Annotated in this window: 27 protein-coding genes; 18 read left to right on the top strand and 9 right to left on the bottom strand. The window is 47.4% G+C overall.

Going from position 1 to position 25,906, the window contains the following annotated elements; all coding sequences use genetic code 11:
• Positions 1–391: 391 nt before the first annotated feature.
• From ruvA to L2082_RS05425, 5 genes are all read left to right on the top strand, one after another.
• Positions 392–1,024 (top strand): Holliday junction branch migration protein RuvA, encoded by a 633-nt coding sequence (gene ruvA / locus L2082_RS05405; protein WP_446010021.1) that lies wholly within the window; start codon positions 392–394, stop codon positions 1,022–1,024.
• Positions 1,025–1,079: 55 nt separating this feature from the next.
• Entirely contained in the window at positions 1,080–2,159 is a 1,080-nt protein-coding gene (locus L2082_RS05410) for a transporter substrate-binding domain-containing protein (protein ID WP_446010020.1), read from the top strand.
• 27 nt (positions 2,160–2,186) lie between these two features.
• The gene (gene ruvB / locus L2082_RS05415; protein WP_446010019.1) at positions 2,187–3,236 is read left to right on the top strand and encodes a Holliday junction branch migration DNA helicase RuvB; all 1,050 of its coding nucleotides are present in this window, start codon (positions 2,187–2,189) and stop codon (positions 3,234–3,236) included.
• A gap of 15 nt (positions 3,237–3,251) precedes the next feature.
• Entirely contained in the window at positions 3,252–3,764 is a 513-nt protein-coding gene (locus L2082_RS05420; RefSeq protein WP_446010018.1) for a metallophosphoesterase family protein, read from the top strand.
• A 183-nt stretch (positions 3,765–3,947) separates the two neighbouring features.
• Positions 3,948–4,625, top strand: a complete 678-nt coding sequence (locus L2082_RS05425; protein ID WP_446010017.1) for a c(7)-type cytochrome triheme domain-containing protein — start codon at positions 3,948–3,950, stop codon at positions 4,623–4,625.
• 121 nt (positions 4,626–4,746) lie between these two features.
• Here the strand turns inward: L2082_RS05425 and polA are convergent, their stop codons facing one another.
• The 5 genes from polA to L2082_RS05450 form a co-directional block, all read right to left on the bottom strand.
• On the bottom strand, positions 4,747–7,473 hold the full coding sequence (polA, locus tag L2082_RS05430) for a DNA polymerase I (RefSeq protein WP_446010016.1): 2,727 nt from the start codon (positions 7,471–7,473) through the stop codon (positions 4,747–4,749).
• A 14-nt stretch (positions 7,474–7,487) separates the two neighbouring features.
• The gene (locus L2082_RS05435; RefSeq protein ID WP_446010015.1) at positions 7,488–7,934 is read right to left on the bottom strand and encodes a thioredoxin family protein; all 447 of its coding nucleotides are present in this window, start codon (positions 7,932–7,934) and stop codon (positions 7,488–7,490) included.
• A gap of 86 nt (positions 7,935–8,020) precedes the next feature.
• A complete protein-coding gene (locus L2082_RS05440; RefSeq protein WP_446011512.1) occupies positions 8,021–8,980 on the bottom strand; it encodes a serine O-acetyltransferase in 960 nt (319 codons plus the stop codon).
• 35 nt (positions 8,981–9,015) lie between these two features.
• Positions 9,016–10,035, bottom strand: a complete 1,020-nt coding sequence (gene galE / locus L2082_RS05445; RefSeq protein ID WP_446010234.1) for a UDP-glucose 4-epimerase GalE — start codon at positions 10,033–10,035, stop codon at positions 9,016–9,018.
• Between the two features lie 359 nt (positions 10,036–10,394).
• Positions 10,395–10,727 (bottom strand): hypothetical protein, encoded by a 333-nt coding sequence (locus L2082_RS05450; RefSeq protein ID WP_446010233.1) that lies wholly within the window; start codon positions 10,725–10,727, stop codon positions 10,395–10,397.
• Between the two features lie 205 nt (positions 10,728–10,932).
• Between L2082_RS05450 and L2082_RS05455 the strand changes: the two genes are divergently transcribed.
• The 8 genes from L2082_RS05455 to L2082_RS05490 all read left to right on the top strand — a co-directional run bounded on the left by L2082_RS05455 (position 10,933) and on the right by L2082_RS05490 (position 18,572).
• Positions 10,933–11,472 carry a lipocalin family protein gene (locus tag L2082_RS05455; protein ID WP_446010232.1) on the top strand — a complete coding sequence of 180 codons (540 nt, stop codon included), beginning with the start codon at positions 10,933–10,935 and terminating at the stop codon, positions 11,470–11,472.
• A 169-nt stretch (positions 11,473–11,641) separates the two neighbouring features.
• Positions 11,642–12,304: a ribulose-phosphate 3-epimerase gene (rpe, locus tag L2082_RS05460; RefSeq protein WP_446010231.1), complete on the top strand. Its 663-nt coding sequence runs from the start codon at positions 11,642–11,644 to the stop codon at positions 12,302–12,304.
• 19 nt (positions 12,305–12,323) lie between these two features.
• The gene (locus L2082_RS05465) at positions 12,324–12,605 is read left to right on the top strand and encodes a hypothetical protein (RefSeq protein WP_446010230.1); all 282 of its coding nucleotides are present in this window, start codon (positions 12,324–12,326) and stop codon (positions 12,603–12,605) included.
• 60 nt (positions 12,606–12,665) lie between these two features.
• Positions 12,666–14,279 carry a glucose-6-phosphate isomerase gene (locus L2082_RS05470; RefSeq protein ID WP_446010229.1) on the top strand — a complete coding sequence of 538 codons (1,614 nt, stop codon included), beginning with the start codon at positions 12,666–12,668 and terminating at the stop codon, positions 14,277–14,279.
• A gap of 260 nt (positions 14,280–14,539) precedes the next feature.
• Complete coding sequence (locus L2082_RS05475) at positions 14,540–16,159, top strand: response regulator (RefSeq protein ID WP_446011513.1); 1,620 nt, start codon at positions 14,540–14,542, stop codon at positions 16,157–16,159.
• A gap of 86 nt (positions 16,160–16,245) precedes the next feature.
• Complete coding sequence (locus L2082_RS05480; protein ID WP_446009208.1) at positions 16,246–17,265, top strand: hypothetical protein; 1,020 nt, start codon at positions 16,246–16,248, stop codon at positions 17,263–17,265.
• Between the two features lie 234 nt (positions 17,266–17,499).
• Positions 17,500–18,081, top strand: a complete 582-nt coding sequence (locus tag L2082_RS05485; protein ID WP_446009210.1) for an AAA family ATPase — start codon at positions 17,500–17,502, stop codon at positions 18,079–18,081.
• A 56-nt stretch (positions 18,082–18,137) separates the two neighbouring features.
• On the top strand, positions 18,138–18,572 hold the full coding sequence (locus L2082_RS05490; protein WP_446009207.1) for an NIL domain-containing protein: 435 nt from the start codon (positions 18,138–18,140) through the stop codon (positions 18,570–18,572).
• A gap of 104 nt (positions 18,573–18,676) precedes the next feature.
• Here L2082_RS05490 and pstC read toward each other — a convergent pair whose 3' ends face one another.
• Entirely contained in the window at positions 18,677–20,068 is a 1,392-nt protein-coding gene (gene pstC / locus L2082_RS05495; protein WP_446009206.1) for a phosphate ABC transporter permease subunit PstC, read from the bottom strand.
• Positions 20,069–20,145: 77 nt separating this feature from the next.
• The gene (gene phoU / locus L2082_RS05500) at positions 20,146–20,814 is read right to left on the bottom strand and encodes a phosphate signaling complex protein PhoU (protein WP_446009205.1); all 669 of its coding nucleotides are present in this window, start codon (positions 20,812–20,814) and stop codon (positions 20,146–20,148) included.
• A 286-nt stretch (positions 20,815–21,100) separates the two neighbouring features.
• Between phoU and L2082_RS05505 the strand changes: the two genes are divergently transcribed.
• Positions 21,101–21,292, top strand: a complete 192-nt coding sequence (locus L2082_RS05505; protein WP_446009204.1) for a hypothetical protein — start codon at positions 21,101–21,103, stop codon at positions 21,290–21,292.
• On the opposite strand, the gene L2082_RS05510 is transcribed toward L2082_RS05505, so the two are convergent.
• On the bottom strand, positions 21,283–21,507 hold the full coding sequence (locus L2082_RS05510; protein ID WP_446011514.1) for a hypothetical protein: 225 nt from the start codon (positions 21,505–21,507) through the stop codon (positions 21,283–21,285). The genes L2082_RS05505 and L2082_RS05510 overlap by 10 nt on opposite strands.
• Before the next feature lie 244 nt (positions 21,508–21,751).
• Here L2082_RS05510 and L2082_RS05515 point away from each other — a divergent pair, with 244 nt between their 5' ends.
• The 4 genes from L2082_RS05515 (at position 21,752) to vapC (ending at position 24,939) form a co-directional block, all read left to right on the top strand.
• Entirely contained in the window at positions 21,752–22,447 is a 696-nt protein-coding gene (locus L2082_RS05515) for a response regulator transcription factor (protein WP_446009202.1), read from the top strand.
• A gap of 1 nt (position 22,448) precedes the next feature.
• Complete coding sequence (locus tag L2082_RS05520) at positions 22,449–24,254, top strand: ATP-binding protein (RefSeq protein ID WP_446009201.1); 1,806 nt, start codon at positions 22,449–22,451, stop codon at positions 24,252–24,254.
• 80 nt (positions 24,255–24,334) lie between these two features.
• Positions 24,335–24,535 carry a type II toxin-antitoxin system VapB family antitoxin gene (locus tag L2082_RS05525; RefSeq protein ID WP_446009200.1) on the top strand — a complete coding sequence of 67 codons (201 nt, stop codon included), beginning with the start codon at positions 24,335–24,337 and terminating at the stop codon, positions 24,533–24,535.
• Positions 24,532–24,939: a type II toxin-antitoxin system VapC family toxin gene (gene vapC, locus L2082_RS05530; RefSeq protein WP_446009199.1), complete on the top strand. Its 408-nt coding sequence runs from the start codon at positions 24,532–24,534 to the stop codon at positions 24,937–24,939. The genes L2082_RS05525 and vapC overlap by 4 nt, the downstream gene beginning before the upstream one ends.
• Before the next feature lie 194 nt (positions 24,940–25,133).
• Here vapC and L2082_RS05535 read toward each other — a convergent pair whose 3' ends face one another.
• Entirely contained in the window at positions 25,134–25,595 is a 462-nt protein-coding gene (locus L2082_RS05535; protein WP_446011515.1) for a hypothetical protein, read from the bottom strand.
• Between the last annotated feature and the right edge of the window lie 311 nt (positions 25,596–25,906).

Consider the following 25,906-nt stretch of genomic DNA (forward strand, 5'->3'; position numbering starts at 1 on the left):
TCCCTTGGTTACCAATGACAAATCGTTTTTTATTACATTAATACCAGAAAAATCTCAAATGTCCATTTTTTTCTGGTGTAAAATTAAAAGATTAACCAGCTAGCAGAAAAAGGCTGTCAGGGGCCTGTATTACTCTTTTGTTATTTTTCTTATTACTTGAACCTGCGGAAATACCGCTCCTTTTATTTAACTTATTATAGAAATCGGCATCTTTTTACAAGCATCATCAGGAGGTTTTGTAATTTTCCTCTGCTGATCAGGATAAGGCAAGGACACGAGAGAGATGGGCAGACAGGGGAAATACATTGCCGGATTGCCCGTACTCGTTATAATCAGACCACAAAAACGAACAAACTGGTCATATCTTGTCCGGCCTTTAAGGAAACATACGATGATAGCAACACTCTCTGGACTTCTTCAACATAAGGACCCAACCTCAGTCATTCTTGACGTACAAGGCGTGGGTTACGAGGTTCTCCTCTCCAGCAGAACCTATGATAAGCTGCCACCAACAGGAGAAAAAGCATTTCTCCACATCCATACCAATGTTAGGGAAGATGCCATTACTCTATACGGCTTCACAGATATGGAGCAGAAAAAACTCTTTCTTTTGCTCAACGGGGTTTCCGGGGTTGGTCCCAAGCTGGCTCTGTCCATCCTGTCAGGTATTGATCCGGCAGAACTCTGCACTGCTGTAAACCTGAAAGACCTGTCCCGCCTGACCTCCCTGTCCGGGGTCGGAAAAAAGACGGCCCAACGTCTTTGCATGGAACTGGCCGACAAGGTAGGTGAGCTTGCCTTAGAACAGTCCCAAGCTATGTCGAGCAAGGGAAGTGCCGCGACTATCCCCCCCCGTAGTGAAGGCTTTGCCATGCAGGATGCGGTCTCAGCTCTGGTGAACCTCGGATATCCCCAGGAAACGGCCTGGCAGGCCCTGCGCTCTGTCCAACAGGCAGACCCGGAAGGCACTGCTGAGATGAAGGTGGATGAACTTATCCGCAATGCCCTGCGGAGCCTCGCATAAAAAACAGGGATACAATACCTGACAGCCCCATAATTTTTACCCGCAACACAATACCATGAAAAAAATCCTGATCTTTCTCCTCATCTTCCTCGGAACAAGCATTGCCCAGGCCCAAAATGAATCCGGGGACAGTCCGTTAACCAGTTCTTTAACAATTGGCGTCAAAATCACGCCCCCTTTTATTATGGAGACAGAGGCTGGTGGCTACACAGGTTTATCCATTGAACTCTGGGAGAGAATCGCCAAGCAGCTGGGCATATCCTATAAGTTTAAAGAATATAATTTTATTGAACTCTTAGAGGCTACTGAAAACGGCCAGGTGGATCTTTCCATTAACCCCTTTTCCGTCACCAGTGAACGGGAAGAAAAAATGGATTTCAGCCAGCCTTTTTACGTTGCCAGTCTGGCCCTGGCAGTGGCAACGGATCAGGAAAACTCCACCTATGCCTTTTTAAAAAATTTCTTTTCTGCGGACTTTCTTAAGGTGGTCGCCTTGCTCTTCATTGTTATCATGATCTTTGGTTTTTTGGTTTGGCTGGCAGAAAAAAAGCACAATGAAGAGTTTGAAACCGGAGTCAAGGGCCTGGGCCACGGTATCTGGTGGTCTGCGGTCACTATGACAACCGTCGGGTATGGCGACAAATCCCCTCGTACCCTGTTGGGACGGGTAATCGGGGTTATCTGGATGTTTACGGCTGTTATTATTATTTCCAGTTTCACCGCAAATATAGCTGCAACCCTGACTGTGAAGAAAATCGGTTTACAGATTGAGACAGTAGAGGATCTCAAAAAAATCTCTGTGGGCACCGTCAAAAAAAGCAGCAGTGCTGTATTCTTAAATAACCATAATGTCGGCTTCAGAGCCTTTAAAAGCACAGAAGAAGGAGTAACCGCCCTGGCTTTTGGAAAAGTTAAGACCTTTATTTATGATGAACCCATTCTTAAACATCTTATTCAGGAGAATGACTTAGACAGCAAGATTCAACTCCATGAAAATAAGTTTGGCACGGATTATTATAGCTTCAGTGCCCCACGAAATTCCCGTTTGCTGAAACAGGTTAATATTGCGCTCTTGAAAGAAATAGAAAGTCCTGAATGGAAAAAAGTTCTGGCATCCTATGGTTTGTCGCAATAACTGCTACGAAAAAACAAGGTATACGGCATGAATTACGAGGAAGATCTCAGCGGCAAGCGGATCGTTGAGGGAGAAAAGCAGATTGACGATGCTCTGCCGGATCTCAATCTGCGTCCCCAACGGCTGGAGGAGTATATCGGGCAGGAACAGGTCAAGCAGAGCCTAAAGGTTTTTATCCAGGCTGCTCGCCAGCGGGGTGAAGCCTTGGATCATGTCCTGTTCCACGGTTTTCCCGGTCTGGGCAAGACCACTCTGGCCTATATCATCGCCAATGAAATGGGTGCGGGCATCAAGACAACCTCTGGACCGGTGATTGAACGTTCCGGGGATCTGGCTGCCATCCTGACCAGTCTCCAGGCAGGCGATGTGCTCTTTATCGACGAGATACATCGCCTCAACCATGCGGTGGAGGAGATCCTTTATCCGGCCATGGAAGATTATCAGCTGGATCTGGTCATCGGCCAGGGGCCAGGGGCCCGCTCGGTCAAGATTGATCTGCCCCGCTTCACCTTGGTCGGAGCCACCACCCGAACTGGCCTGCTCACCCCTCCCCTTCGTGATCGATTTGGCGTCCTCTTACGCCTGGAATTCTATAGCCCGGAAGAGCTGGTCACCATTGTTCAGCGTTCAGCCGGAGTCCTTGGTATTGCAATTGATGCTGCTGGTGCCTTGGAATTGGGGCGTCGTTCACGGGGTACGCCCAGGATAGCTAATCGGCTCCTCCGGCGGGTTCGGGATTTCTCCGAGGTTGGAGGGCACACCGTGGTCACTGAGGAGGTGGCAGATAAGGCCCTGGACATGCTGGCTGTGGATCGCTTTGGCCTGGATGATATGGATCGCCGTATCCTCCTCACCCTGATTGATAAGTTTCAGGGCGGCCCCATTGGCCTGGATACCTTGGCTACTGCGGTCTGTGAGGAAAAGACCACCCTGGAGGATGTCTACGAACCCTTCCTCATCCAATCAGGCTTTCTCATGCGCACCCCGCGCGGACGCATGGCCACCGCAGCGGTGTATGAACATTTTGAGAGGAAGGTACCAGGCGGCTTGGCCCAGCAGGCGAATATTTTTGAATAAACTGAAAGAAAAACTATGACAAAAACAATCACAGCAGGAATACTTTCAGATACCCACTTGAACCGACCAAGCAGAGAATATCTTGATGCTGTCCGGCAATGTTTTGCCGACTGCCAGGTAATTATCCACGCTGGTGACCTGACTGATATCTCGGTACTGGATATCTTTTCAGATAAAACCGTCTATGCGGTTCACGGCAACTGTTGCGGCAAAACAAGCCATACTGCTCTGCCCAGAGAGCGAAGCTTTCAGCTGGGAAATTTTACCATTGGCCTGCTTCATGGCTACACCCTGGGCAGATATGCAGATACCATTGAATCCAGAATATGGGATGTCTTCCCTGATGCGGATTGCGTGATCTACGGCCACACCCATGATCCGGTCTGCAAGCACGTTGCAGGCAAGCTGATCATTAATCCTGGAGCTTTTCAGGTCAACAGTTGGTACAGTTCCCCTTGCCCTTATGTAACTCTGGAGGCTGGTCAGGAACTCAAGGGAAAGATTTTTGAATACCGCCCAAGTGCATAAAAAATACGATTACCCTATCACCTTAATACAAGAGGAGGATCTCATGGAATCACGAAAATTCGTCATGCTCTTAGCCGCTGTACTCAGTTTGCTGGTAACAGGCTGCGCTTTCATCGGATCAGGAGGCTCGAGAAAACGAGTCCGTTTTTTTCATCATCAACGAACAGGTTGGAGGAAATAAGAATGAAATTCAACAAAGTAATAATGGCTCTCACCCTGCTGAGTTCTATCAACACTCTCTTTGTCATTACTGGAATAAGTAGCCATCAGGAAGCTGTAGCGAACGAGAGTCCAACAAAGCAGACTGATGCTTTCCCTGATTATGCAATCGGGTTATTCAGCCATAAGGCCCATGTGACCAGCGCAGGCCTGCAATGTACTGACTGCCATAATAAAATTTTTGAGATGTCAGCCAGTCGTGCCAAGGCCAGTGGTGATTTCAATAAGATCTCATTCCGGGAGGGAAAATACTGCGGTGCCTGCCATAACGGAACTGGAGCCTTCAGCATTCAGGATGAAGCCAAATGTAAACGCTGTCATGGTAATGACGTCAATCCCCCGAATACTATTCTCCTTAAAAAAACGGTCAAAGTCCTTTTTGATCACGCCTTACACAATAAGGAACTCGGCCTGGCCTGCAACGAGTGTCATATGAAGCTCTTTGACATGAAGACGGGCAGCACCGGTGAACAGGCTGATTTTACCATGGAAGCCATGTATGACGGTAAATACTGCGGAGCCTGCCATAACGGAACCTTGGCTTTTGATCTCAAAGCAGACTGCACCAAATGCCATGTTGATACACCAGAGTACAAGGAGGCTATCTCTGGGGCGGGGAAAAAGGAGGAAGCAGAGCAGTGAGCAGAGGATGATTTTGGTTTGCTGAGATTTGGTTGCTGTACCAGACCTGAATCGGGGCTTGCCCCCGATTTTCCACCTGCGTTTGCACAAAATTTATCCAAGGATTCACTTCTGAATGACCTCACTCCCCCTTATCCAAACTCGGCCCAACCTCAGTATTCACCTTGAGCGGAACATCCAGCTTCATGACTGACTCCATCGTCGCCTTCACCATAGCAGCAACAGACTCCTGTTCATCCTCTGGCACTTCCAGCACTAACTCATCATGGATCTGAAGCAGCAATTTGGCCTGGGCCTTTTGTGTAAGCAACTCCTCATGCACCTTGATCATAGCCAGCTTGATGATATCCGAGGCTGTCCCCTGAATAGGCGTATTAATAGCCATCCGCTCGGCAAACTGACGACGATTCCGATTGCTCACATTGATCTCCGGAAGCTGCCGCCGTCGCCCCAGCAAGGTAGTAACATAGCCGTCCGCCCGTGCCTGATCCATAATATCATCCATAAATTGCTGAATCCCCGGGTAATGGACAAAATAACGGTCAATAAAGGTCTGGGCATCCTTACGGCTGATCCCGAGCTGTGCTGACAAGCCAAAGGCGGACATGCCGTAGACAATGCCGAAGTTGATACTCTTCGCCACCCGCCGCATCTCTCCGGTGAGCAGCTGCGGAGCTACCTGAAAGATCTCAGCTGCGGTCTGACTATGGATATCCCCTTGCCCTCTGAAAGCCTCCAATAAAGCCTGATCCTGGCTGTAATGGGCCAAAACCCGCAGATCAATCTGGGAGTAATCCGCTGACAGCAGCAGACTACCCGGCGGCGCAATAAAGGCAGAACGAATCCGGCGACCTTCCTCAGTACGAATAGGAATATTCTGCAAATTAGGATTACTGGAGCTGAGACGACCCGTGGCCGTGCCCCATTGGTTAAAGGAAGAATGAACCCGCCCGGTCACCGGGCTGATATGGGTCTGCAATTTATCCACATAAGTGGACTTCAGTTTCGCCAGATTACGGAAGCGAAGAATCCGGGCCGGCAGTTCATGTTTATGGGAGAGCTTTTCCAGCACCTTCACATCCGTGGAATAGCCTGTCTTGGTCTTGCGGCCCTTGGGCAGGCCCAGCTCATCAAAGAGTACCTCTGCCAGCTGTTGCGACGAATTGATATTAAAGGCATGTCCAGCCAAGGCATAGATCTCCTGCTCCAGCTCATCCATCCGGGCACCAAATTCCTTGGTCAGGCCTTGCAGCACCTCTTTATCCAGCAGTATCCCGGTCTCTTCCATTGCGGCCAACACCGGAATTAAGGCCCCTTCCACCTCACTGAAGAGTGTCCACAATTCCTGTTTTTCCAGCTCAGGCCGTTGTTCTTCAAAGAGACGCAGACTGCCAAAGACATCCTCGCAACTGTAATTTTTGGCAATATCGGGAGCAACCCGGCAAAAGGCATCTGAGGATTTATCTCCATCTACCACTTCGCTGAAAGGCGTGAGTTTCAGATCGATTTCCTGGCACAGATCATCCAGTTTATAAGATCGCCGACCAGGCTCAAGCAACCAGGCCCCGAGCATAGTATCATACAAGGGGCCAGCTAAACGAATCCCACCGTTCTGCAGGGCAGCCAGAATGGCGTAATCGTATTTGAGGTTATGACCGATTTTGGCAAGGTCAGGATCGGTGAGCAAGGGACCGAGGAGATCAACAATATCCTGCACTGTCAGCTGGTCCGGCAACAGTTCCCCCTCACTATCCCGATGACCGCAGGCCAGATACCAAGCCTGTTTTGTCTCTGTGCAAAGTGATACCCCGACCAATTCCGCTTGCAAGGGATCAAGGGAAGTGGTTTCCGTATCCAGCACCAGCTGCCCAGCCCCTTGCAGCTGTTTCCCAAGCAGTTCTACAAGCTGCTCCAGCTCCTCCCTTTGCCGAACCAGGACAAATCCCTCTGTGGCCACCTTGGCCGCAGGCACCTCAGACTTGAGCAGGGTGAAAAACTCCAGCTCGGTGAGCAGGTCCCGCAGGGTATCCGGGTCAGCTTCAACGACCTGATAGGCCTGGAGATCCGCTGCCACCTCGGCCTTTTCCTCTAAGCGCACCAGATCACGGGAAAGAAAGGCGTCCTTCTTATGGGCAATAAGCCGTTCTTTCATCTTGGATTTTTTTAGGCCGTCGATCTGCTCATACAGCCCCTCCAAGGTCGTATATTCCGCAAGCAGTTTCTGGGCGGTCTTGGGCCCAACTCCTGGGACGCCGGAGATATTGTCTGACGAATCACCGACCAAGGCAAAATAATCCAGCAACTGTTTCGGGCCGAGACCGTATTTCTCTTCCACCGCAGCCGCATCCATGAGTCGATCATGCATGGGATCCCACATGGTGATGTCCTCAGAGACAAGCTGTAAGAGATCCTTATCCCCGGAAACGATCACCACCTTGCAGCCCTGTTCCACCAACAGCTGGGCTGCTGAGGCGATCAGATCATCTGCCTCCAGATTATCTGCCGACATGCTCAACAGATTATAGGCATCCACGATCTTATGGATATAGGGAATCTGGGGCACCAAATCCTCGGGCATGGGCGGGCGATTGGCCTTATACTCCGCTGAAATCGTATGACGAAAAACCGGTCCCCTGGTATCAAAGGCCACAGCAAGGTGTTCCGGCTCTTTTTCCCGCAAAAGACGGCGCAGGATTGTGGTGAAACCATAGACAGCATGGGTGGGCAGACCGTTGCTGTTGGTCAGGGGTCTGATGGCATGATAGGCCCGGTATATATAGGCACTGCCGTCAATCAGGTAGACTTCTTTTTTTCGCGGTACAGGGAATAGCTCTCTTTGTTGACTCATAAAGGCAAGCAGGACTAACGTCCTATCTCCTCCTGGGCCTTTTTCATCAGGCGCAACAGGTTATCCGGCTCAAGTCCGACAAAATACTTATATCGTTTGGAAGGGTAGAGATGATGCATTATTTTGCCGTCAGGAAAGAGCGCTAAGGTTCTGGGTACATACTTGCCGTCAAACTGATATTTGGCACTCAGCCGGGGATACTGCCGGGTGTTCACACGGATCATGACAAAGGATTTTGAGGCTTCTACAATACTGCTGTCCTGAAACACCCTTTTATATTTCTTACAGGCAGTGCAGGATTCGGAGTAAAAGATAATAATGGCAGACTTCCCTTCTCTCGCAGCCTGGGCTAATCCTTCCTTATACCCTTTCCAGGTGATTTCTTCTCCAAAAAGATTGCCCATGGCCCGGCAATCATTGTCCAAACTTAAAGCAAAAAAAACAAGCAACCATGCAATCATATATGGTCGGCTATACCTTTTCCGCTCTCTTGGTTCTGTACTGTCAAACGTCTTCAATAGTGCTCTTCCTCATCGAATTCAGAATATTACTCATCCTTTCCTCCATACACAAGCTCGGGCTGCTTCACTAAGACCTTGGTATCCGGGCCAATACTCTTGGTCAGCCAGACATTACCGCCCACTATGGAGCGGGCCCCGACCACGGTATCACCGCCAAGAATAATGGCACTTGCATAAACAATCACATCATCCTCAATGGTTGGATGACGTTTGGTATCACGCAGCTTCTTTCCTGCTCCTTTAGGGAGAGACAAGGCCCCAAGGGTCACGCCCTGGTATAAACGCACCCGATTGCCGATAACACAGGTCTCTCCAACCACCACGCCTGCGCCATGATCAATAAAAAAAGACTCGCCAATATCTGCACCAGGATGGATATCAATGGCGGTACGATGGTAAGCATATTCACTGAGAATTCTTGGTAAAATAGGGATGTCCAGAGTAAACAGGATATGAGCCAGGCGATAAACAAACACGGCAAAAAATCCAGGATAACTAAAAATCACCTCATCCGCATTACGAGCTGCCGGATCGCCGTCCAGAGTCGCCTGAATATCCATTTCCAGGGTCTCCCTGATCTTTGGTAGCTCTCGGATAAATCGCCCTGCCAATTCATGGCTCCGTGCATTACAATCGGAACAGGGCTGATTATGGCGAAAGCAGTCATGGCGAATGGCTGAACTGAGTTGCCGGATTAAATTCCTGTAAAGAATCGTCATGTTATGACCAAGATGATATTCCAGGCCGGAAGGATTGAGCATGGTGGAGCTGAAATAACCAGGAAACATGACCCGCTGGGCCTGGAGCACCAGATCAACCACCTCTTTTTTGGTGGGGATGGGAACCGGCTCAATATGACTGGACCATCTTTTTGAGATAAAGCCCTCTGTCAGCTGATTAACAATGGAAGGGATAGGATCAACCTCCAGGTTGACTGGCGGCGCATGCCCTTCGCATCCGCAGGATTCGTCGTCTTTAAAAGACATTTTTTCTTTTTGCTCCCTGATAAGAGATTGATAAATTACCCGGCATACCCATGAGGATTCTTGGACTGCCAGTTCCAGGCATCAGCACACATGGCATCAAGACCTTTTTCCGCCTTCCAGCCCAGCTCCTGGGCCGCAAAGGAGGGGTCGGCATAACATTGGGCGATATCCCCGTGTCGACGTGGCGTTATAGTATAAGGTACCTTTTTTCCAGAAGCCTTTTCAAAGGCCCTGATCATCTCCAATACAGAATACCCTTGGCCGGTGCCCAGATTATAGGTAACCACACCTGGATTTTCTGTCAATTTCTCCAAGGCGCAGAGATGGCCCTTGGCAAGATCAACCACATGAATATAATCGCGGACGCCAGTCCCGTCCGGGGTGGGATAATCATCGCCAAAGACAGAAAGTTGGTCCAGTTTTCCCACTGCAACCTGAGAGATATAAGGCATCAGATTGTTGGGAAGACCATTGGGATCTTCACCGATCTCCCCGCTTGCATGGGCACCCACAGGATTAAAATAGCGGAGTAGACTGATATTCCATTCCTCATCCGCAACATGGAGATCACGCAGGATATCCTCAATCATGGCTTTGGTTCGCCCATAGGGATTGGTGCAGGCCAGCAGAGGGAAATCCTCAGTAATCGGAACCGAAGCAGGGTCGCCGTACACCGTGGCTGACGAACTAAAGACCATATTCCTGATCCCGTGCTGTTGCATACTTTGACACAGATTCATCGTGCCCGTCAGATTATTCTGATAATATAGCAGAGGCTTTTCCACAGACTCGCCCACAGCCTTGAGTCCGGCAAAATGGATCACTGCTGTTGCATCAGCATTCTGCCGAAACACCATATCCAGGGCATCAGCATCCAGCAAATCAACCTGAAAAAAATTAAGGGTTTTCCCGGTGAGCTTTTCCACCCGCCGTAACCCCTCCCGGCTCGCATTGCAGAGATTATCAAGAACAGTGACTTCATAACCGCTTTCCAGTAACTCCAGACAGGTGTGACTGCCGATATATCCGGCCCCGCCGGTAACTAAAATATGCATGAATTTCTCCACAAATTTTCTGCTCTTTGTTAAAACGATGGGATCTCGATCACTCCCCTAAGTCAGGAAAAGACTTGCCCCGCATAACACATACAGATGTATAACAGAGATTCCCTTCAACTTCAAACAGAACAAAGCCGCTGAGAGCATGGGGTTACAAAAAAAGATCAAAAAACTGTGTGAAAACCGGACTGATTGTGTAGAGTAAGGTGAAGAAAAGAAGGATCAATCGCTACCAAATAGAGATTGATCCTCTAAAAAAGGGCGGTTTCTCCTCATAGGAGTTTTTACAAAGCAAAACCTGAATCTGAAGGAAGATATCTGAGGTGACGTTGCCAAGGACATGGAATGCTCATTGATCAGATGGTGCAGATATTCTTTGTACAGTTCGCTTGATCTGCCTTTGCTGGTTGAGGCTTCTGTGGAAGATCACAAGAGGTTTGCGTATCCATAGAATAAACCAATACTGTATAAAGGTCTTTTTTCTTTTCAGGCAAAATGCGGATCTGAAGTTTTTCCAAAAGCGACTCATTTCCCAACTCGTCAGCCTTCTTTTTTAAAAGATTCGCCCCTACTTTAAATGCTTCATCAGGGGTCTCTCCATACCCCTTGAGACACACACCTGTGGCATAAACGGAATTGGCAAGAAGAAGAAAGGAGATGAAAAAAAGGATTGCTACTGATTGTTGCATATTCGTCCCCCGTAGTGGTATTTTCAGATACTGGATCAGTATTAAATCTATATATTATATATATAATCATTTTTGAATTTTTGTCAACTTTTTTCCCTCTGCGCCAACAAAAAAACAGAACTCTAACACCGCAACTATTTAACTGATTATTCGTACAAAAAATCTAACTCAACAACTTCTTTCCATAAACAGGAGATTAGACAGAATGAAACTACCTTTCAGGGCTAAAAAATTCTTCCTTTTTGCTACAACATTATGCCTGGGCGGCTGTCTTGGAATGCCCGCATCGGTTAGACCGGTCAAAAATTTTGAGATCAACAGGTACCTGGGCACATGGTATGAAATTGCTCGCCTTGATCACTCCTTTGAGCGAGGCATGGAACAGGTCATTGCAGAGTACTCTTTACGGGAAGACGGTGGGGTCTCAGTGACCAACCGTGGTTTCCTGACCGCAGAAAACAAATGGAAAAAAGCTACCGGCAAGGCCTTTTTTGTTGAGGAACCGAACACAGGGTATCTCAAGGTTTCCTTTTTTGGCCCTTTTTATGGTTCCTATGTAATTTTTGAGCTGGACAGGGAAAATTATCAATACGCCTTTGTTTCTGGCCCAGACACTTCCTACCTCTGGTTACTGGCACGCACACCAACCGTAGACCAAAAACTACTGGATCGTTTTGTTGCCCAGGCCCAAAAACTTGGTTTTGCGACAGAAGAACTGATTTATAATTCATACTCTACCCCATGACATTTCAGCTTGAGAGGGAGCACAGGAAACCACATTTTTAAGCACACTGTGAACAACGAACATAGACACATTTGATATATTCTGTTACTATAAGCGGATAATTCACATATAATCGTCCATGTTTGACGCTGAAAAATATTATTGGTCATGTGCCACAAGGTTCACCCAAATGAAGAATCTTATGATAGCCCCTTCCATCCTCTCAGCTGACTTTTCCAAACTCGGTGATGAAATCCGGGCCGTTGAAAAAGCTGGTGCCGAAGTCATTCATATTGACGTGATGGATGGTCATTTTGTCCCCAATATCACCATCGGGCCTTTAGTGGTCGACGCAGCACGCCAGGTCACAGATCTGACCCTGGATGTCCACCTCATGATTACTGACCCGGATCGCTATATCAAAGACTTTGCCGATGCCGGTGCAGACTGGATCACCGTGCATGTGGAAGCCTGTACCCATCTCCACCGCACCTTGAATTTCATTCGCAGCCTGGGGAAAAAAGCCGGTGCTGTCCTCAACCCGGCAACCTCATTATCCACCCTGGATTATGTCCTTGAAGAGCTGGACCTGGTGATGTTGATGAGTGTCAATCCAGGCTTTGGCGGCCAGGGATTTATTGAATCCACCTTGAAAAAATGCCGTACTCTGCGGGCTATGCTGGACAAGGTCAATCCGGATGCAGGCATAGAAATTGACGGTGGGATCAGTCCCAAGACCATCGGAGCAATGGCTGAAGCCGGGGCAAATATCTTTGTTGCTGGATCTGCCGTCTATAGTCAGGATGATTATGCTGCTGTGATTCAGGACATGAAAACAAGAGCAACGCAATAAAAAAGGATTTTATACGATAATGAACCTACTCCAATGGTATCAGCGTGCTGCTGTCGTGGTCATGCGGATTTTTCGATGGGATTTGCAACTCCATTTTTTCTGGGGCTTTATCTTAACCCTGCTGGGTGTGTATTGGCCACCCTTCTATGCCTCTGGAATCACCGTAACCATTGTCAAAGAAGGACTTGACCTGTGGAGTAAAAAACTCTGGAGTTGGGACGATGTCTGGCTGGGAATTATTGGCTCTTTGGTTTCAATGGGTTACCTCTACTCCCAAGGCCTATTGCTTCTGGAAATGTAAAAAAGGATATGAAAACTTGTAGCCCAGGCTCCAAATTGAAAAAAAATCAGGAGGACAGGAATGGATCTTTTTAAAGATTTTGGCAAGATGAAGGCCGTGCAAAAACTGGAACAACTGGCTCAGACCCCGTATTCTCTTACTGACCCAACCAGCCTTCCTCCTGAACGCATAGCCTCCTATCGCACCTCTGCCTGTGGCTTTGACTTTCTCTACAGTACCCAGCGAGTCGACAAAAAGGTTATGCAGACCTTACAGGAACTCGCTGATGAAGCCTGCCTGGTTGAACAGTTCAAGGCCATGAAATCCGGGGCCATCATGAACAAGATTATCGGTCATGAGAGTGAAGATCGCCCGGCCCTCCATACTGCCTGTCGGGATATTTTTACCCAGACCCCATGTGCTTCCCAGGCAACTGCTGAGGCCAAAACACAGCTTGCTCGTCTGCAAAAATTCCTGACTGATCTCGACAAAGGGATAATTACCAATCACCAGGGCCAGTCTTTTACCACAATGGTACAGGTGGGAATCGGCGGCTCAGATCTTGGCCCCCGTGCCCTTTATCAGGCTTTGAAACCGTACTGCCAACACGGACGTCAGGCCTGTTTTATTGCCAATGTTGACCCTGACGATGCTGCTGATGTCCTCTCAGGAATTGACCTTTCCAGAACCCTGGTCAATGTGGTTTCCAAGAGCGGAACTACCCTGGAGACCCTGACCAACGAACAACTGGTGCGCTCTGCCCTGACTGCTGCCGGACTTAATCCTGCCCGACATATGATTGCTGTCACAGGTCAAGGCAGTCCCATGGATGATCCAGACCAATACCTGGCTGCATTCCATATGTACGATTATATCGGGGGACGCTACTCTGCCACTTCTATGGTTGGTGGAGTGACCCTGGCCTTTGCTCTGGGCTATGAAAACTTCCTGGAACTCTTACGAGGAGGCAATGCTGCTGACCTTGCAGGAGAGCAAGAGGATATCACACAAAACCTTCCCTTGTTGATGGCCCTGTTGGGCATTTGGAACCGAAACTTCCTGGGTTATAATACCCTTGCCATCCTTCCCTATAGTCAGGCCCTGCTCCGTTTCCCTGCTCATCTCCAGCAATGCGATATGGAAAGCAATGGTAAACAGGTCAGCAGATCAGGTAAACCAGTCTCCTGGAAAACCGGCCCCATTGTCTGGGGAGAACCTGGTACCAATGGTCAGCACGCCTTTTATCAATTGCTCCATCAGGGGACTGAAATTGTGCCTGCTGAGTTTATCGGCTTTCGTTCCTCTCAATATCAGCAGGATATTGTAGTCAACAACTCAACCTCACAACAAAAATTACTGGCCAATATGCTTGCACAGTCCTTAGCCCTGGCCGCAGGCAGACCAGCTGCAAACCCCAACAAATCTTTTTCAGGAAACCGTCCCAACTCCCTGCTCATTGCCGACCAGCTGACCCCGTACAGCATGGGGGCTTTGCTGGCTCTCTATGAACATAAAATTACTATGCAGGGTTTTTGCTGGAATATTAATTCGTTTGACCAGGAGGGGGTTCAGTTGGGCAAAATGCTTGCCAACCGCATCCTTTCCGAGCTGGCGGAAAAAAAAGAAAATACACAACTGCCTGCTGATGCCCCGGAGCTTGCCCTGCTCAAGGCCGCAAACCTTAAAAACAGGTAAGTCTCCATCTCCTCTTTTCTTCCTTATTGCAAACAAGATACGAAAAACATCAGCCTGCTCTTTCCATCCGTTGCACTGGTGCCAACATTATAGTAGAGTATTATAAGATGCAGCATACCTTATGAGGTAAAAAGTGCAACAGATGCTCTTTTTTACAACCAAGACACTTTTGCCACCAAAACCCATCCTGCCTCTGGAAGCGGGATAATAGACCCAGAGCTACGGAAAACAAGCAGTGCGGCCTGTGCCTGATTCTCTACATGAATGAACAACACACCCTTCTTATTATTGACGATATAGTCGACAACCTGATGCTCCTCGGGGAAGCTATGTCCTCTGAATATAAAATAAAGGTTGCAACAAGTGGTGTGCAGGGTCTGGAACTTGCTGTTCAAAAACCAAAACCAGACCTCATCCTTCTGGATATCATGATGCCTGGAATTAATGGCTATGAAGTCTGCCGCCGTCTCAAGGAAAATGATCAAACAAGAAATATTCCGGTTATTTTCCTCAGTGCGCTGGATAAGGAGAGCGATGAGCTGCAAGGGCTTGATGCCGGAGCTGTTGACTTTATCACCAAACCCTTTAAACTGGAGGTTGTGCGGGCCAGGATCAATACTCAGCTTGAGCTGCTCCAGATGCGACAGCAATTACAAACAGCTCGTCTGAAAGCAGAAGCTGCCTCCCAATCAAAATCAGTCTTTCTCGCCAATATGAGCCATGAGATCAGGACACCAATGAGTGCGATCATGGGAATGACTGATCTTGCCCTGGAAAAAGCCTCTGACCCGCAGCAAAAGAGTTACCTGGAAACCGTTAAACTGTCAGCTGATTCACTCTTGGCTTTGATCAATGATATTCTTGATTTTTCCAAGATTGAAGCCGGACAAATGGAACTGGATGAACATCCCTTTGTTCTTGCAGAGACTATTGAAGCAGCCATGCGAACGGTTTCCATTCTTTCAAAAGAAAAAGGGCTTGGGATTACCCTGGAAATCGCCCCTGATGTTCCTGTTGCTGTTGCTGGTGATAGTCTGCGTTTTCGCCAGATCATCCTCAATCTGCTCAGTAATGCAATAAAATTTTCTGAAAAAGGGACCATTCGTATCAATGTGACCTTAGTGCATGCTGGCCTTGAAACAATCACCCTGCGTGTGGCAGTCACTGACCAGGGAGCTGGCATTAAAAAGGAAAAAATACATTCGATCTTCAGTGCTTTTTCCCAGGCAGACAGCTCTGTTTCAAGAAAATTCGGCGGTACCGGCCTTGGCCTTGCCATCTGCCGTCAGCTCTGTGAACTCATGGACGGTACAATCAATGTGGAGAGCGAGTACGGCAAAGGCAGCACTTTTTCGTTCACCGCAATGTTTGCCACAAGCTCTCAGGAAAAAATAACACGCCAGAAAAAGAGCAGCTCTGAAATAATGAACATTCGCCCTGTTCGGGTCTTGCTGGTGGAAGATAATGCGGCAAATCGCTTTTTGATTCGGGTTGTGCTGGAAAAATTCAAACATGAAGTTGTTGAGGCTGTTGACGGTATTGAAGCCTTACACATTATTCTGGAAGATCAATTTGATCTCATCCTGACAGATGTGCAAATGCCCAAACTGGACGGCTATCAATTTACCCGAATTATCCGGGCCTGCGAAGAAGGCAAAGAAATTGACCCTCATATTGCTGATAAAATGGATAACAACCTGATCAGCAATCTCAGACTGAGACTGCACGGCAAACATCGTTTGGTTATCTCCATGACTGCTAACGCCATGAGCGGTGATAAAGAAAAATGCTTTACCGCTGGCATGGATGATTATCTCACCAAACCCCTGAACCAGGAAGAGCTGGTAATAACCCTGAACCGTTGGTTTCCAGATAAATAACCACTCTTGTATTTTTCACCCAAAAACTTTACACTCAAGTTTCAACTCAACTTTAAACGCAAAAATTTATCCTAAAAGACATACCAATGGCAAACGATAATCTTCCCGAATTTATATCCGCCCTGCTGGCAACAGAACAGGCAACCTGCCCCAAAGACTCTGTCCAACTGGTGCAAACCCATATCTCCTTTGTTCTGCTTACAGGCGATCATGTCTACAAGTTCAAAAAACCTGTAGATTTTGGCTTTCTTGATTTTTCCACCCTGGAAAAAAGGCAACAATGCTGCCAACAGGAACTCCAGCTCAATCGACGCCTTTGTCCTGAGATCTACCTTGATCTGGTCACCGTGACCCAGGAAGGTGATAAATATAGCCTGAATGGAAGCGGCGACATCATTGAATACGCAGTAAAAATGGCCAGAATGCCGGAAGACAAAATGATGGGCAACCTGATTCAGGCTGGTCAGCTCGACCTCGCTCATATTGATGCCATTGTTGCCAAACTCATACCTTTTTACCAGAAGGCTGACCGCACCGATGAAATAGACGGATATGGCACGGCTGAATCTGTTGCTGTCAATGTGCTGGAAAATTTTGACCAAACCAAGGACTTTATCAGTAATGATACAAACAGCGCTCTCAGTCAGGAACAATTTGATAAAATATCTTCCTGGTCCAAAGAATTCCTCAAGCAAGAAAAACTCTTTAACCAGCGCATTAAAGGCGGCAATATCCGCGACTGCCACGGTGACCTGTACTCGGCAAATATCTGTCTTGCTGACCAGGTCTATATCTACGATTGCATCGAATTCAATCGCCGCTTCCGCTACTGCGACATAGCCAGCGATATCGGATTCTTAGCAATGGATCTGGATTTACACGGGCTGCAAGACCTGTCCAACTACTGCATTGATCAATTCTGCCGGCAGGCTGGTGATACCACTCTCAAAGAAATGCTGAATTTTTATAAATGCTATCGCGCTTATGTCCGGGGAAAAATTGGCCTGTTTACAGCTGCTGACCCGGCTGTGGATGAGGCAGTGAAAAAAAGCTGCCTGGAAGCGGCTGCCAAATACTTTGCTTTGGCCGAGAGCTATACAGCATAATTTGCATCCCTTGCTTTTTCAGGTAATGCATTGTAAGGGCACGGCGCGCCGTGCCCTTACGGCACTCACAATAATGGATAGAATATTTCTATTAAATTCCTTAATTCATTAGGGAAGGGACAAAAACATACAAGCTGAATGCTGGGCGACTCCAGGATTCACCCGGTACGTTCATATAACTCGCATCCCTCCCCCTTCCTTTGAGGAGGGAGGAATAAAAAATACTTTAGCGTGATGACGGATAAACAAAAAACAGAGCAGCCTACCCTCTACATCTTTTTTGGTCTGATTGCCTCGGGAAAATCAACCCTGGCTGAACTCTTTGCCGAAAAGCAAAACCTTCCCTATTATAATACGGACAGAGTCCGCAAAGAACTGGCAGGGATAGCTGGCAATGAACGCCGATCTGATGGCATGGGGCAGGGGATATACACTCCTGAGTTCACGAAAAAAACCTATCAAACCATGTTAAACAGAGCAGCTCAGGATCTTAGTAAGGGGGCGCTAGGTGTTGTTCTAGACGGTTCCTACAGTACGAAAACGGAGCGGCATAAGGTCAGTGAGTGGGCTGCTTCCCTTCAAGCCAAGATACGCTTCTTTCTTTGCTCCTGTTCTGAAAAGGAAACCCAGCGTCGTCTTACTCTGCGGGGCCAGGATCCCACTGCTGTTTCAGACGGACGGTGGGAAATCTTTGTCCAGCAACGGGAAAAATTTGAGCAGCCTGATGAACTCACTCCTCAGCAGATCACATATATTGATACTGAGGCGGAGCCAGAAAAGCTCTTACAAGAACTCTTAGGTCTGTTGAAAAGCTGATTTAACCTATCTGGAGTACAGTAAAAACTCCTGAACCTTCAACATGCTACGGTACAATGACCAAAATATATTTTCTCCGTTATCCCAAAGAGACCTCAAGCCAGCCCGTTATCTATCATCTGATTCAACGTTATGAAGTCGAATTTAACATCCTGAAAGCAGATATCCGCCCCCAACGGGACGGTATCATGGTGGTGGAACTCAAGGGACAAAAAGAAAAAGTCACTGATAGCCTTGACTACCTGAAGTCGCTTGGTGTACAGGCAGAACGCCTTGCTGGCAAAGTTCATCGAGATGAAAACAAATGCTATCAATGCGGAGCCTGTACTGGCATTTGCCCGGTTGCAGCCTTATATATTCAGCGGCCTGGAATGGAAGTCATTTTTGATCCAGAAAAATGCACTGCCTGCGGTCTTTGTGTGCCTGTTTGCCCGGTCCGCTCCATGGAAATTTCGTTTGATCCAATGAGCGATACAACAGCCTTGGCTTAACCGGTCTGGGGCGATCCTGAACCAAAAGGCATCTGAAGGGAGACAGAACTCGCTGTTCTGTCTCTTCCTTTCGTATCACCCCAGCCATCCCTTCTTATACTCCCTCATTCATACTCTTCGCGATATTTCCGAACAATATGTAAGGCAATAACGTTCAGAATCAAGGTCACGATAAAGAGCAGGAGACCAAGAGCAAAGGCTGCCATAGTCTTCGGGCTATCAAACTCCTGATCACCAACCAACAGGGTCACAATCTGTACCGTCACTGTGGTCACTGCTTCCAGAGGATTAGCCGTAAGATTTGCCGAAAGACCAGCTGCCATAACCACGATCATGGTCTCACCAATGGCCCGGGACACGGCCAACAGCACCCCGCCCACAATACCCGGCAGGGCAGCAGGCAGTACAACCTGGATCACTGTCTCATTCTTGGTAGCTCCTAAACCATAGGATCCATCGCGCAAGGCCTGGGGAACAGCGTTGATCACATCATCAGAAAGGGAAGAAATAAAGGGAATAATCATGATTCCCATAACCAATCCGGCAGCCAGAGCACTTTCCGAAGAAACATCAAGCCCGATAAAGGTCCCGGCCTGGCGAAGAAAGGGAGCAACAACCAGGGCAGCAAAAAAACCATAGACAACAGTGGGGATCCCGGCCAAAATTTCCAGAAGCGGTTTGACAACACCCCGAAAGGCAGGCCCGGCATATTCTGATAAATACACGGCTGACAGCAAACCTATGGGCACAGCCACCAACATGGCAATGCTGGTAATCATAAAGGTACCTGCCATGACTGGTACTGCCCCAAAACTTCCGGAACTCCCTGCCTGATCCGCCCTCATGGCCATCTGAGGACTCCACTTCAGGCCAAAAAGAAAGTCTGTCACAGAAATATGCTGAAAAAAACGAATGGACTCAAAAAGGACAGAAAGAACAATACCAACTGTGCAGAAGATAGCCAGGGTTGAGCAACCAATGAGCAGATACCGGATAATGCGCTCCACATGATTCCGGGCACGTAAGGTGGGTTGGATTCGGCGATAGATCAACACAAAGGCGATAATGGACGTCACCAGAATAACCACAGCAAGGGCGATGGAGCTGATGGACTGCAAGCGGAGATAAAAATCAGCTGCTGCCTGCATTGCCGGATCAATATTACCAGCAGCCTGATGACCTGAAATAAGATTATGCAGGTCATTGAGGAGCAGGTTTAACTCATCTGGCGAGAGATTCTGCATCCCTTCTGGAAGGCTCTGCAAGACAAAGCGGGTCAACATCCAATCAGACGCTGCCAGCCAGGACAGGTAGAGCAGCAGTCCTGGAATACCACACCAAAAAGCAGCTAAGAGTCCATAATAGGTCGGCCTGGAGTGGAGCCTAGTACTTCCTTCCCTTTTTTGCGTACTCAAAGCAAAGGCTTTTGCCCGCCCCTGCCAATAGGCAAGTGAACTCAAGATCAGCAATAATGCTGGAATATAAAAAAATAACATATCGTTTTTTTGATGAAGGGTTGAGTGTCTGTGGCGAAATCCTTATACGGCTGAAAAAAAAATACTCCAGCCTGCTCTTATTCATTTCTGACAATATCGCCTTCAACAAGATAAATCACCTCTTCGGCAATATTACAGGCCCTGTCACCGATACGTTCCAAATGAATGGACAATAAATACATATTCATAAGAGCAGCAGCATGACCGGTATCTGCATCAAGCTCATTAACCACTGCTTTATAGGCCTGATTGCGCAGGATATCAATTTCCTCATCTTCAATAAATATTTGGCGGGTAGAATTTGCGTTTTCCCTGACCAAAGCATCCAGACTCATCTTCATCATCCCCAAAACCTTGTTGGCCATTGGGGTGTAGTCCACTGTAAAAGATCCTTTTCCCTTTTTCTGAATAACCTGGACCCGCCGGGCAATACTGACTGCCATATCACCAACTCGTTCCAGCTCACTATTAATTTTGATAATAGCAACGATAAGGCGGAGATCACTGGCAACCGGTTGATGGAGAGCCAGCACCTTGAGGCAGTCCTCTTCAATCTGCACCTCCATTTGGTCAATCTCATTATCCGTACGAATAATCTCTTGGGCCAAGTCTTTATCCCAAGTCTCAATCATAATGCAGACCTTGCTCAGGCGATCTTCTACCAACGCTCCGAGATCAATAAACATCTTTTTCAGTAAATCTATTTCCCGATGCAGCGTGCGGTTGATCATTTTTTTATGAGGCACTGTGTTTCTCCAAAATCCTGCTGTATAGGCCAGCTCTATAGGTATGTTCTGTCTTTCTTCTTTTCTGCAAATTTTGGGTGATACTACTGATTGCCGATTACAGCTCTATTAGCATATTGTTAAAATTGGGTTAGCAAAGTTTATTCTGAAACATTCAGGTTAATCGTTTTTTAACAGCATGGTAACAGCGGCATAATACCTTGACTCTATTATTAATCAAAATGTTCAGCTGTCACTGTGAAATTTGGGGACAGACTGTGAACCTTGAAGATAAAGGAGGAGCACTATGCAAAAACCTCATGAACAAAGAGCGGAACCTGCTCTGGAAAAGGCCGCAAAGATGATCTGCACTCTCAAGTACGGACTCTGTCCCATTCGGGAAGAAAATTTTTCCGGCTGCCCTTGGACATGCAGTGAAGATACACGGCCCTGGCAATGTTGGATCGCCCATCTTCGGGAGGTCGCAATTCAATCCTGATTGCCTGTATCGGCACGACTGCACTCATTAATGTCTGCCTTTGTCCGGTCATCCCGGACAGAATTCCAGGCATTAATGATAAGCCGGACATTGGCCGGAACCTCTTTATACTTGAGAGATCTGAAAAAAAAGACTGTCACGCCGATGAGCAGAACAAGACTAAGCAATACAAAAATATAGGTAATCACCACAACACTCCTTTCCTGAGGATTCAAGGGTTATCCTGAAGCGTAAGAGTGCTGTGTTATACTTGTATTCAACATTGGTTATTTTTTTGTTCTTTTTTGTAATAAGCCAAGGTCGGTTTACTGGCATTATGGCGCATCTTTACACTCCACCAATTTTACAACTCAGTTAGTCTCCTGTTAAGATTCCGTTAGCCACCTGTTTTTTGTTTGCAAGGATCGCATGAACTGCGTACTTATATCTCTATGAATTGATAACAGAGAGAGGATACCTGTGAGTAAAGCAAATATATTAGTGGTGGAAGATGACATGGATATCCAGCAATTGGTGAGCTATCACCTGATCAGAGCTGGATATAATGTGAGCTGTGCAGACAGTGGAGAACAGGGGTTACAACTTCTGGCAGAAGAAAAATTTTCTGCTGTTATTCTGGATCTGATGCTGCCGGGAAAAAACGGTATGGAGGTCTGTACAAGCATCAGGGAAGACAGTGAGAACCAGCACGTTCCGGTTATCATGCTCACTGCCCTGGGTGAAGAAGATGATATCGTGGCAGGTTTAAGCGGCGGTGCTGATGATTACGTGACAAAACCCTTCAGCCCCAAGGTGTTAATGGCCAGGATTGAGGCCGTGCTGCGCAGAGAGGCAGATAAAACAACAACTGATACTGAGGCAGAAGAGGTCATCGCCATTCATGACCTCTGCATCACTCCAAGAAGACATGAAGTCCTGGTAAAAGGCAACCCTGTTCAGCTGACCACCACTGAATTCACTATTCTTCTCCAGCTGGCTCGCCGACCAGGCTGGGTCTTTAGCCGGCAACAGATTATTGATCAGGTCAGGGGGTATGATTATTCCGTCACTCCCAGGGCAGTGGATGTGCAGATTTTTGGTCTCCGCAAAAAACTCGGGACAACCGGAAAAAACATAGAGACTGTCCGAGGTATCGGGTACCGGATCAAGGAATAGCATGACTCGACGACGTCCCCTTTTTTGGCAGATATTTCCTGTCAACCTCCTGATTATCCTATGCACCGTCTTTGCAATCAGCTGGTTTGCCACCACCACCTTTAAAACGTTTTATTATGACCAGATGGTGTTGGATATCGAAGCCAGGGCCCTGCTGCTGGAACAGAAAATCCTGGATCTTATTATGGAGTCCCAGGACGCGCTGCAGAATTTCTGCCGCCGGACCGGACGACGGGCCCAAACCCGCATCACAGTTATTGCCCCGGACGGAGTTGTACTGGCCGACTCTAATGAAGATCCGCAACGTATGGAAAAACATGGAAGGCGGTCGGAAATAACCTCGGCCTTTAGCGGGCAGACTGGTTCCTCACTACGATTTTCCAAAACACTCCAGCAGGATATGTTTTACGTAGCCATCCCGCTACAACTCAGCCCTGCCAATACACCGGGCGCACTCCGCTTATCTGTTCCAGCCACTGCTCTGAATACAGTTCTCCACACCATCCGTAATCGAGTATTTCTCGCCTCCCTGACGACCATTCTGCTGGCAGCAATATTTTCCCGCACTCTGGCCCTGCGTATCAGCCGCCCTCTGGAACAAATCAAGCAAGGAGCAGAGCAACTTTCTTCCGGCGAAAAAAACCGACTTGTTACCCTGCATGAGCACGGGCTTTCTCTGGAAATGATCAGCCTGATCAACTCGCTTAATCAGATGGCAGAGCAGCTCATAGAACGGATCATCTTCACCAGTCGCCAGCATAATGAGCTGGAAGCGGTCTTCTCCTCCATGACCGAAGCAGTGCTGGCTGTGGATGCTGAAGAATGTGTGATCCGCCTGAACCGGGCTGCTGGTCGCCTGTTCCGTATTGATCCTCAGATCGGCAAAGAAACACTGGTGCAGGGAGTGGTGCGCAACACTGCTCTCATGGAAATGATTCGCCACACCCTGCGGGGCAATGTTTGCACCGAAGACAAGATAGAGATCTTTGATGGTCAGCAGCGAACCACTCTGGAGGTTCGGGTCGTTCCCTTACAGGATAATGCCCGGCAACCCATTGGTGCTCTCATGGTGATGGATGATGTTACCCGTATTCATCGCCTGGAAAACGTTCGTCGCGATTTTGTCGCCAATGTCTCCCATGAGCTGAAAACGCCCATCACAGTAATCAAAGGGTATGTGGAAACCCTGCTTGATGGCGGGATAGATGCCCATGAGGACGGCACGACCTTTCTCCGGATTGTCCTGCGGCAAGCGGGTCGGCTTGATGCTATTATTGACGACCTGCTCAGCCTTTCCCGCATTGAAGCGACGACAGATAATCAGGAGACCACTCTTGATCTGACTCGGGAAAAACTCTGTCCTGTGCTTCGTGCAGCCTTGCAGACCTGTGAACTCAAGGCCCTTGAAAAAAATATCCGGCTTGAACTCCATTGTCCCAGCGAACTCAAGGCCCTGCATAACCCAGCCCTGCTGGAAGAAGCAATGGTCAACCTGCTCAGTAATGCCATCACCTATAGCTCCTCAGATGCTTTTGTGGGGATCCGGGCACAATCCCGCCAAGAGAATAGCAAGAAAAAATGGGTTGAAATTACAGTGCAAGATACAGGCTGTGGTATCCAGCGAGAGCATCTGGATCGGATCTTTGAACGCTTTTATCGTTGTGATAAGGCCCGGAGCAGGGAAAGCGGTGGAACCGGGCTGGGCCTGGCTATAGTGAAACATATTGCCCAGAGCCACGGGGGGACGGTTGAGGTGGAGAGTCAATTCGGCAAAGGATCAACCTTTACCCTGAAACTGCCTGGCTAAAAGGGAAATCACAACCACTCCCTTTACTTCACACAAAAAAAGAACTATATTATGTGTAACTTTTATTTGGAGGTTTACACATGGCTACAAATCTCGCTATAGACGATTGGCTTATTGAAGAGGCAAAAAATCTTGGCAAACACCGCACCAAAAAAGGGGCTGTAATAGAAGCTTTGCAAGAGTATATTCACAGAAGAAAACAAATGAAGATTATAAATATCTTTAATACAATAGAGTACGAGCAAGACTATGACTACAAAAAGCAGAGACTCGAAAAATGAAAGTCATAGTAGATACAAGCGTATGGTCGCTGGCTTTAAGAAGAAATATTCCTGAGGATAATCTGTATGTTAACGAGCTGAAAGAGCTTATAAAGCAATCGCGTGTGCAGCTTATAGGGCCTGTTCGTCAAGAGCTTCTCAATGGGATTAAACATGAAAACCACTTTAATTCTCTCAGGGAGCATTTAAGGGCCTTTAAAGACCTAAAACTTGAAACAGAGGATTACGAGTTAGCATCTGAATACTTCAATACAGCACGCGCAAGTGGCATTCAGGGATCAAATACTGATTTCCTTATCTGTGCAATTTCAACCCGTAACAAAATGCCAATTTTGACCACAGATAAAGATTTTGGGAATTTTCAAGCAGTAATTCCTGTAACTCTTCATGACGTAACGGCATAGCTTACCTCCTCCCCCTAAAACCCTCATGGCTACGGGGTTTGATCTTGGGGTGTGATACCAAGGTGAGTACATTTTCAACGTTGTGAGAGGACGCTCATTACACAATTATTTTCTCTTTCTCCTACATCCCCGCCCGTCCAACACGATCCAGACTGAACCATTCGTAGCCTGCAAAAAGCCCGCAGAGAGACCGTTTATGTGTATTGATTTGATTTCTTTTGATTTTTTCCTGGTAAATGTACGTTTAAATCGTCGTGATTTACGTTTACATCGGGATGATTTACACTTGAATTACCCTGATTCACATTTAAATCGGGTCGTTTGAAGTGTGAATTGATCCGATTTAAACGTAAATTGCTTTGATTGAAGTGTGAATCGTCCTGATTGAAGTTTAAATTGGCTTGATTTAAATTTAAATCGCCTTGATTGAAGTTTAAAATGGCCCGATTCAAGTGTAAATTGATCCGATTTAAACGTAAATTGCCCTGATTGAAGTGTGAATCGCTTTGATTGAAACGGCAAAATATGCGTTGTTGGCCGCTCCCGTGGCGTTTGTTCCTGCAAAAAAGCCGCAATGGATGCTGTTCCTTGAACAGAATTAAAAGCTTTTGCTTCTGGAAATTGCAAGGGAATAAAACAGTTCTTTTTTTGCTCATATTGACTGCTCTTGATATTCGAACCCGCAACCCCGACCTGTAACCCGCATGGCTATGGGATTCAAAAACGGGGTGTGTTTTTTTGATTTAATTGTGACCTGTCCCCAGTTTACCCCAGTTTACCCCAGTTTACAGCATTGGATATGCCACGGATTTGCACCGTGTTCCGTTAACTGAAAATCATGTTTATGTTGTTCAGGCGAGTATAAACGGCTTTTGGGATGTTGGCAAGGAGGAGAAGTGTCTTCAATGAGCACCCTTGTTTCATTTTGATTAAATCAATCAAGTTTGACCCGATTGATTAGTGATTC

It is taken from the genome of Candidatus Electrothrix sp., assembly GCF_052785085.1.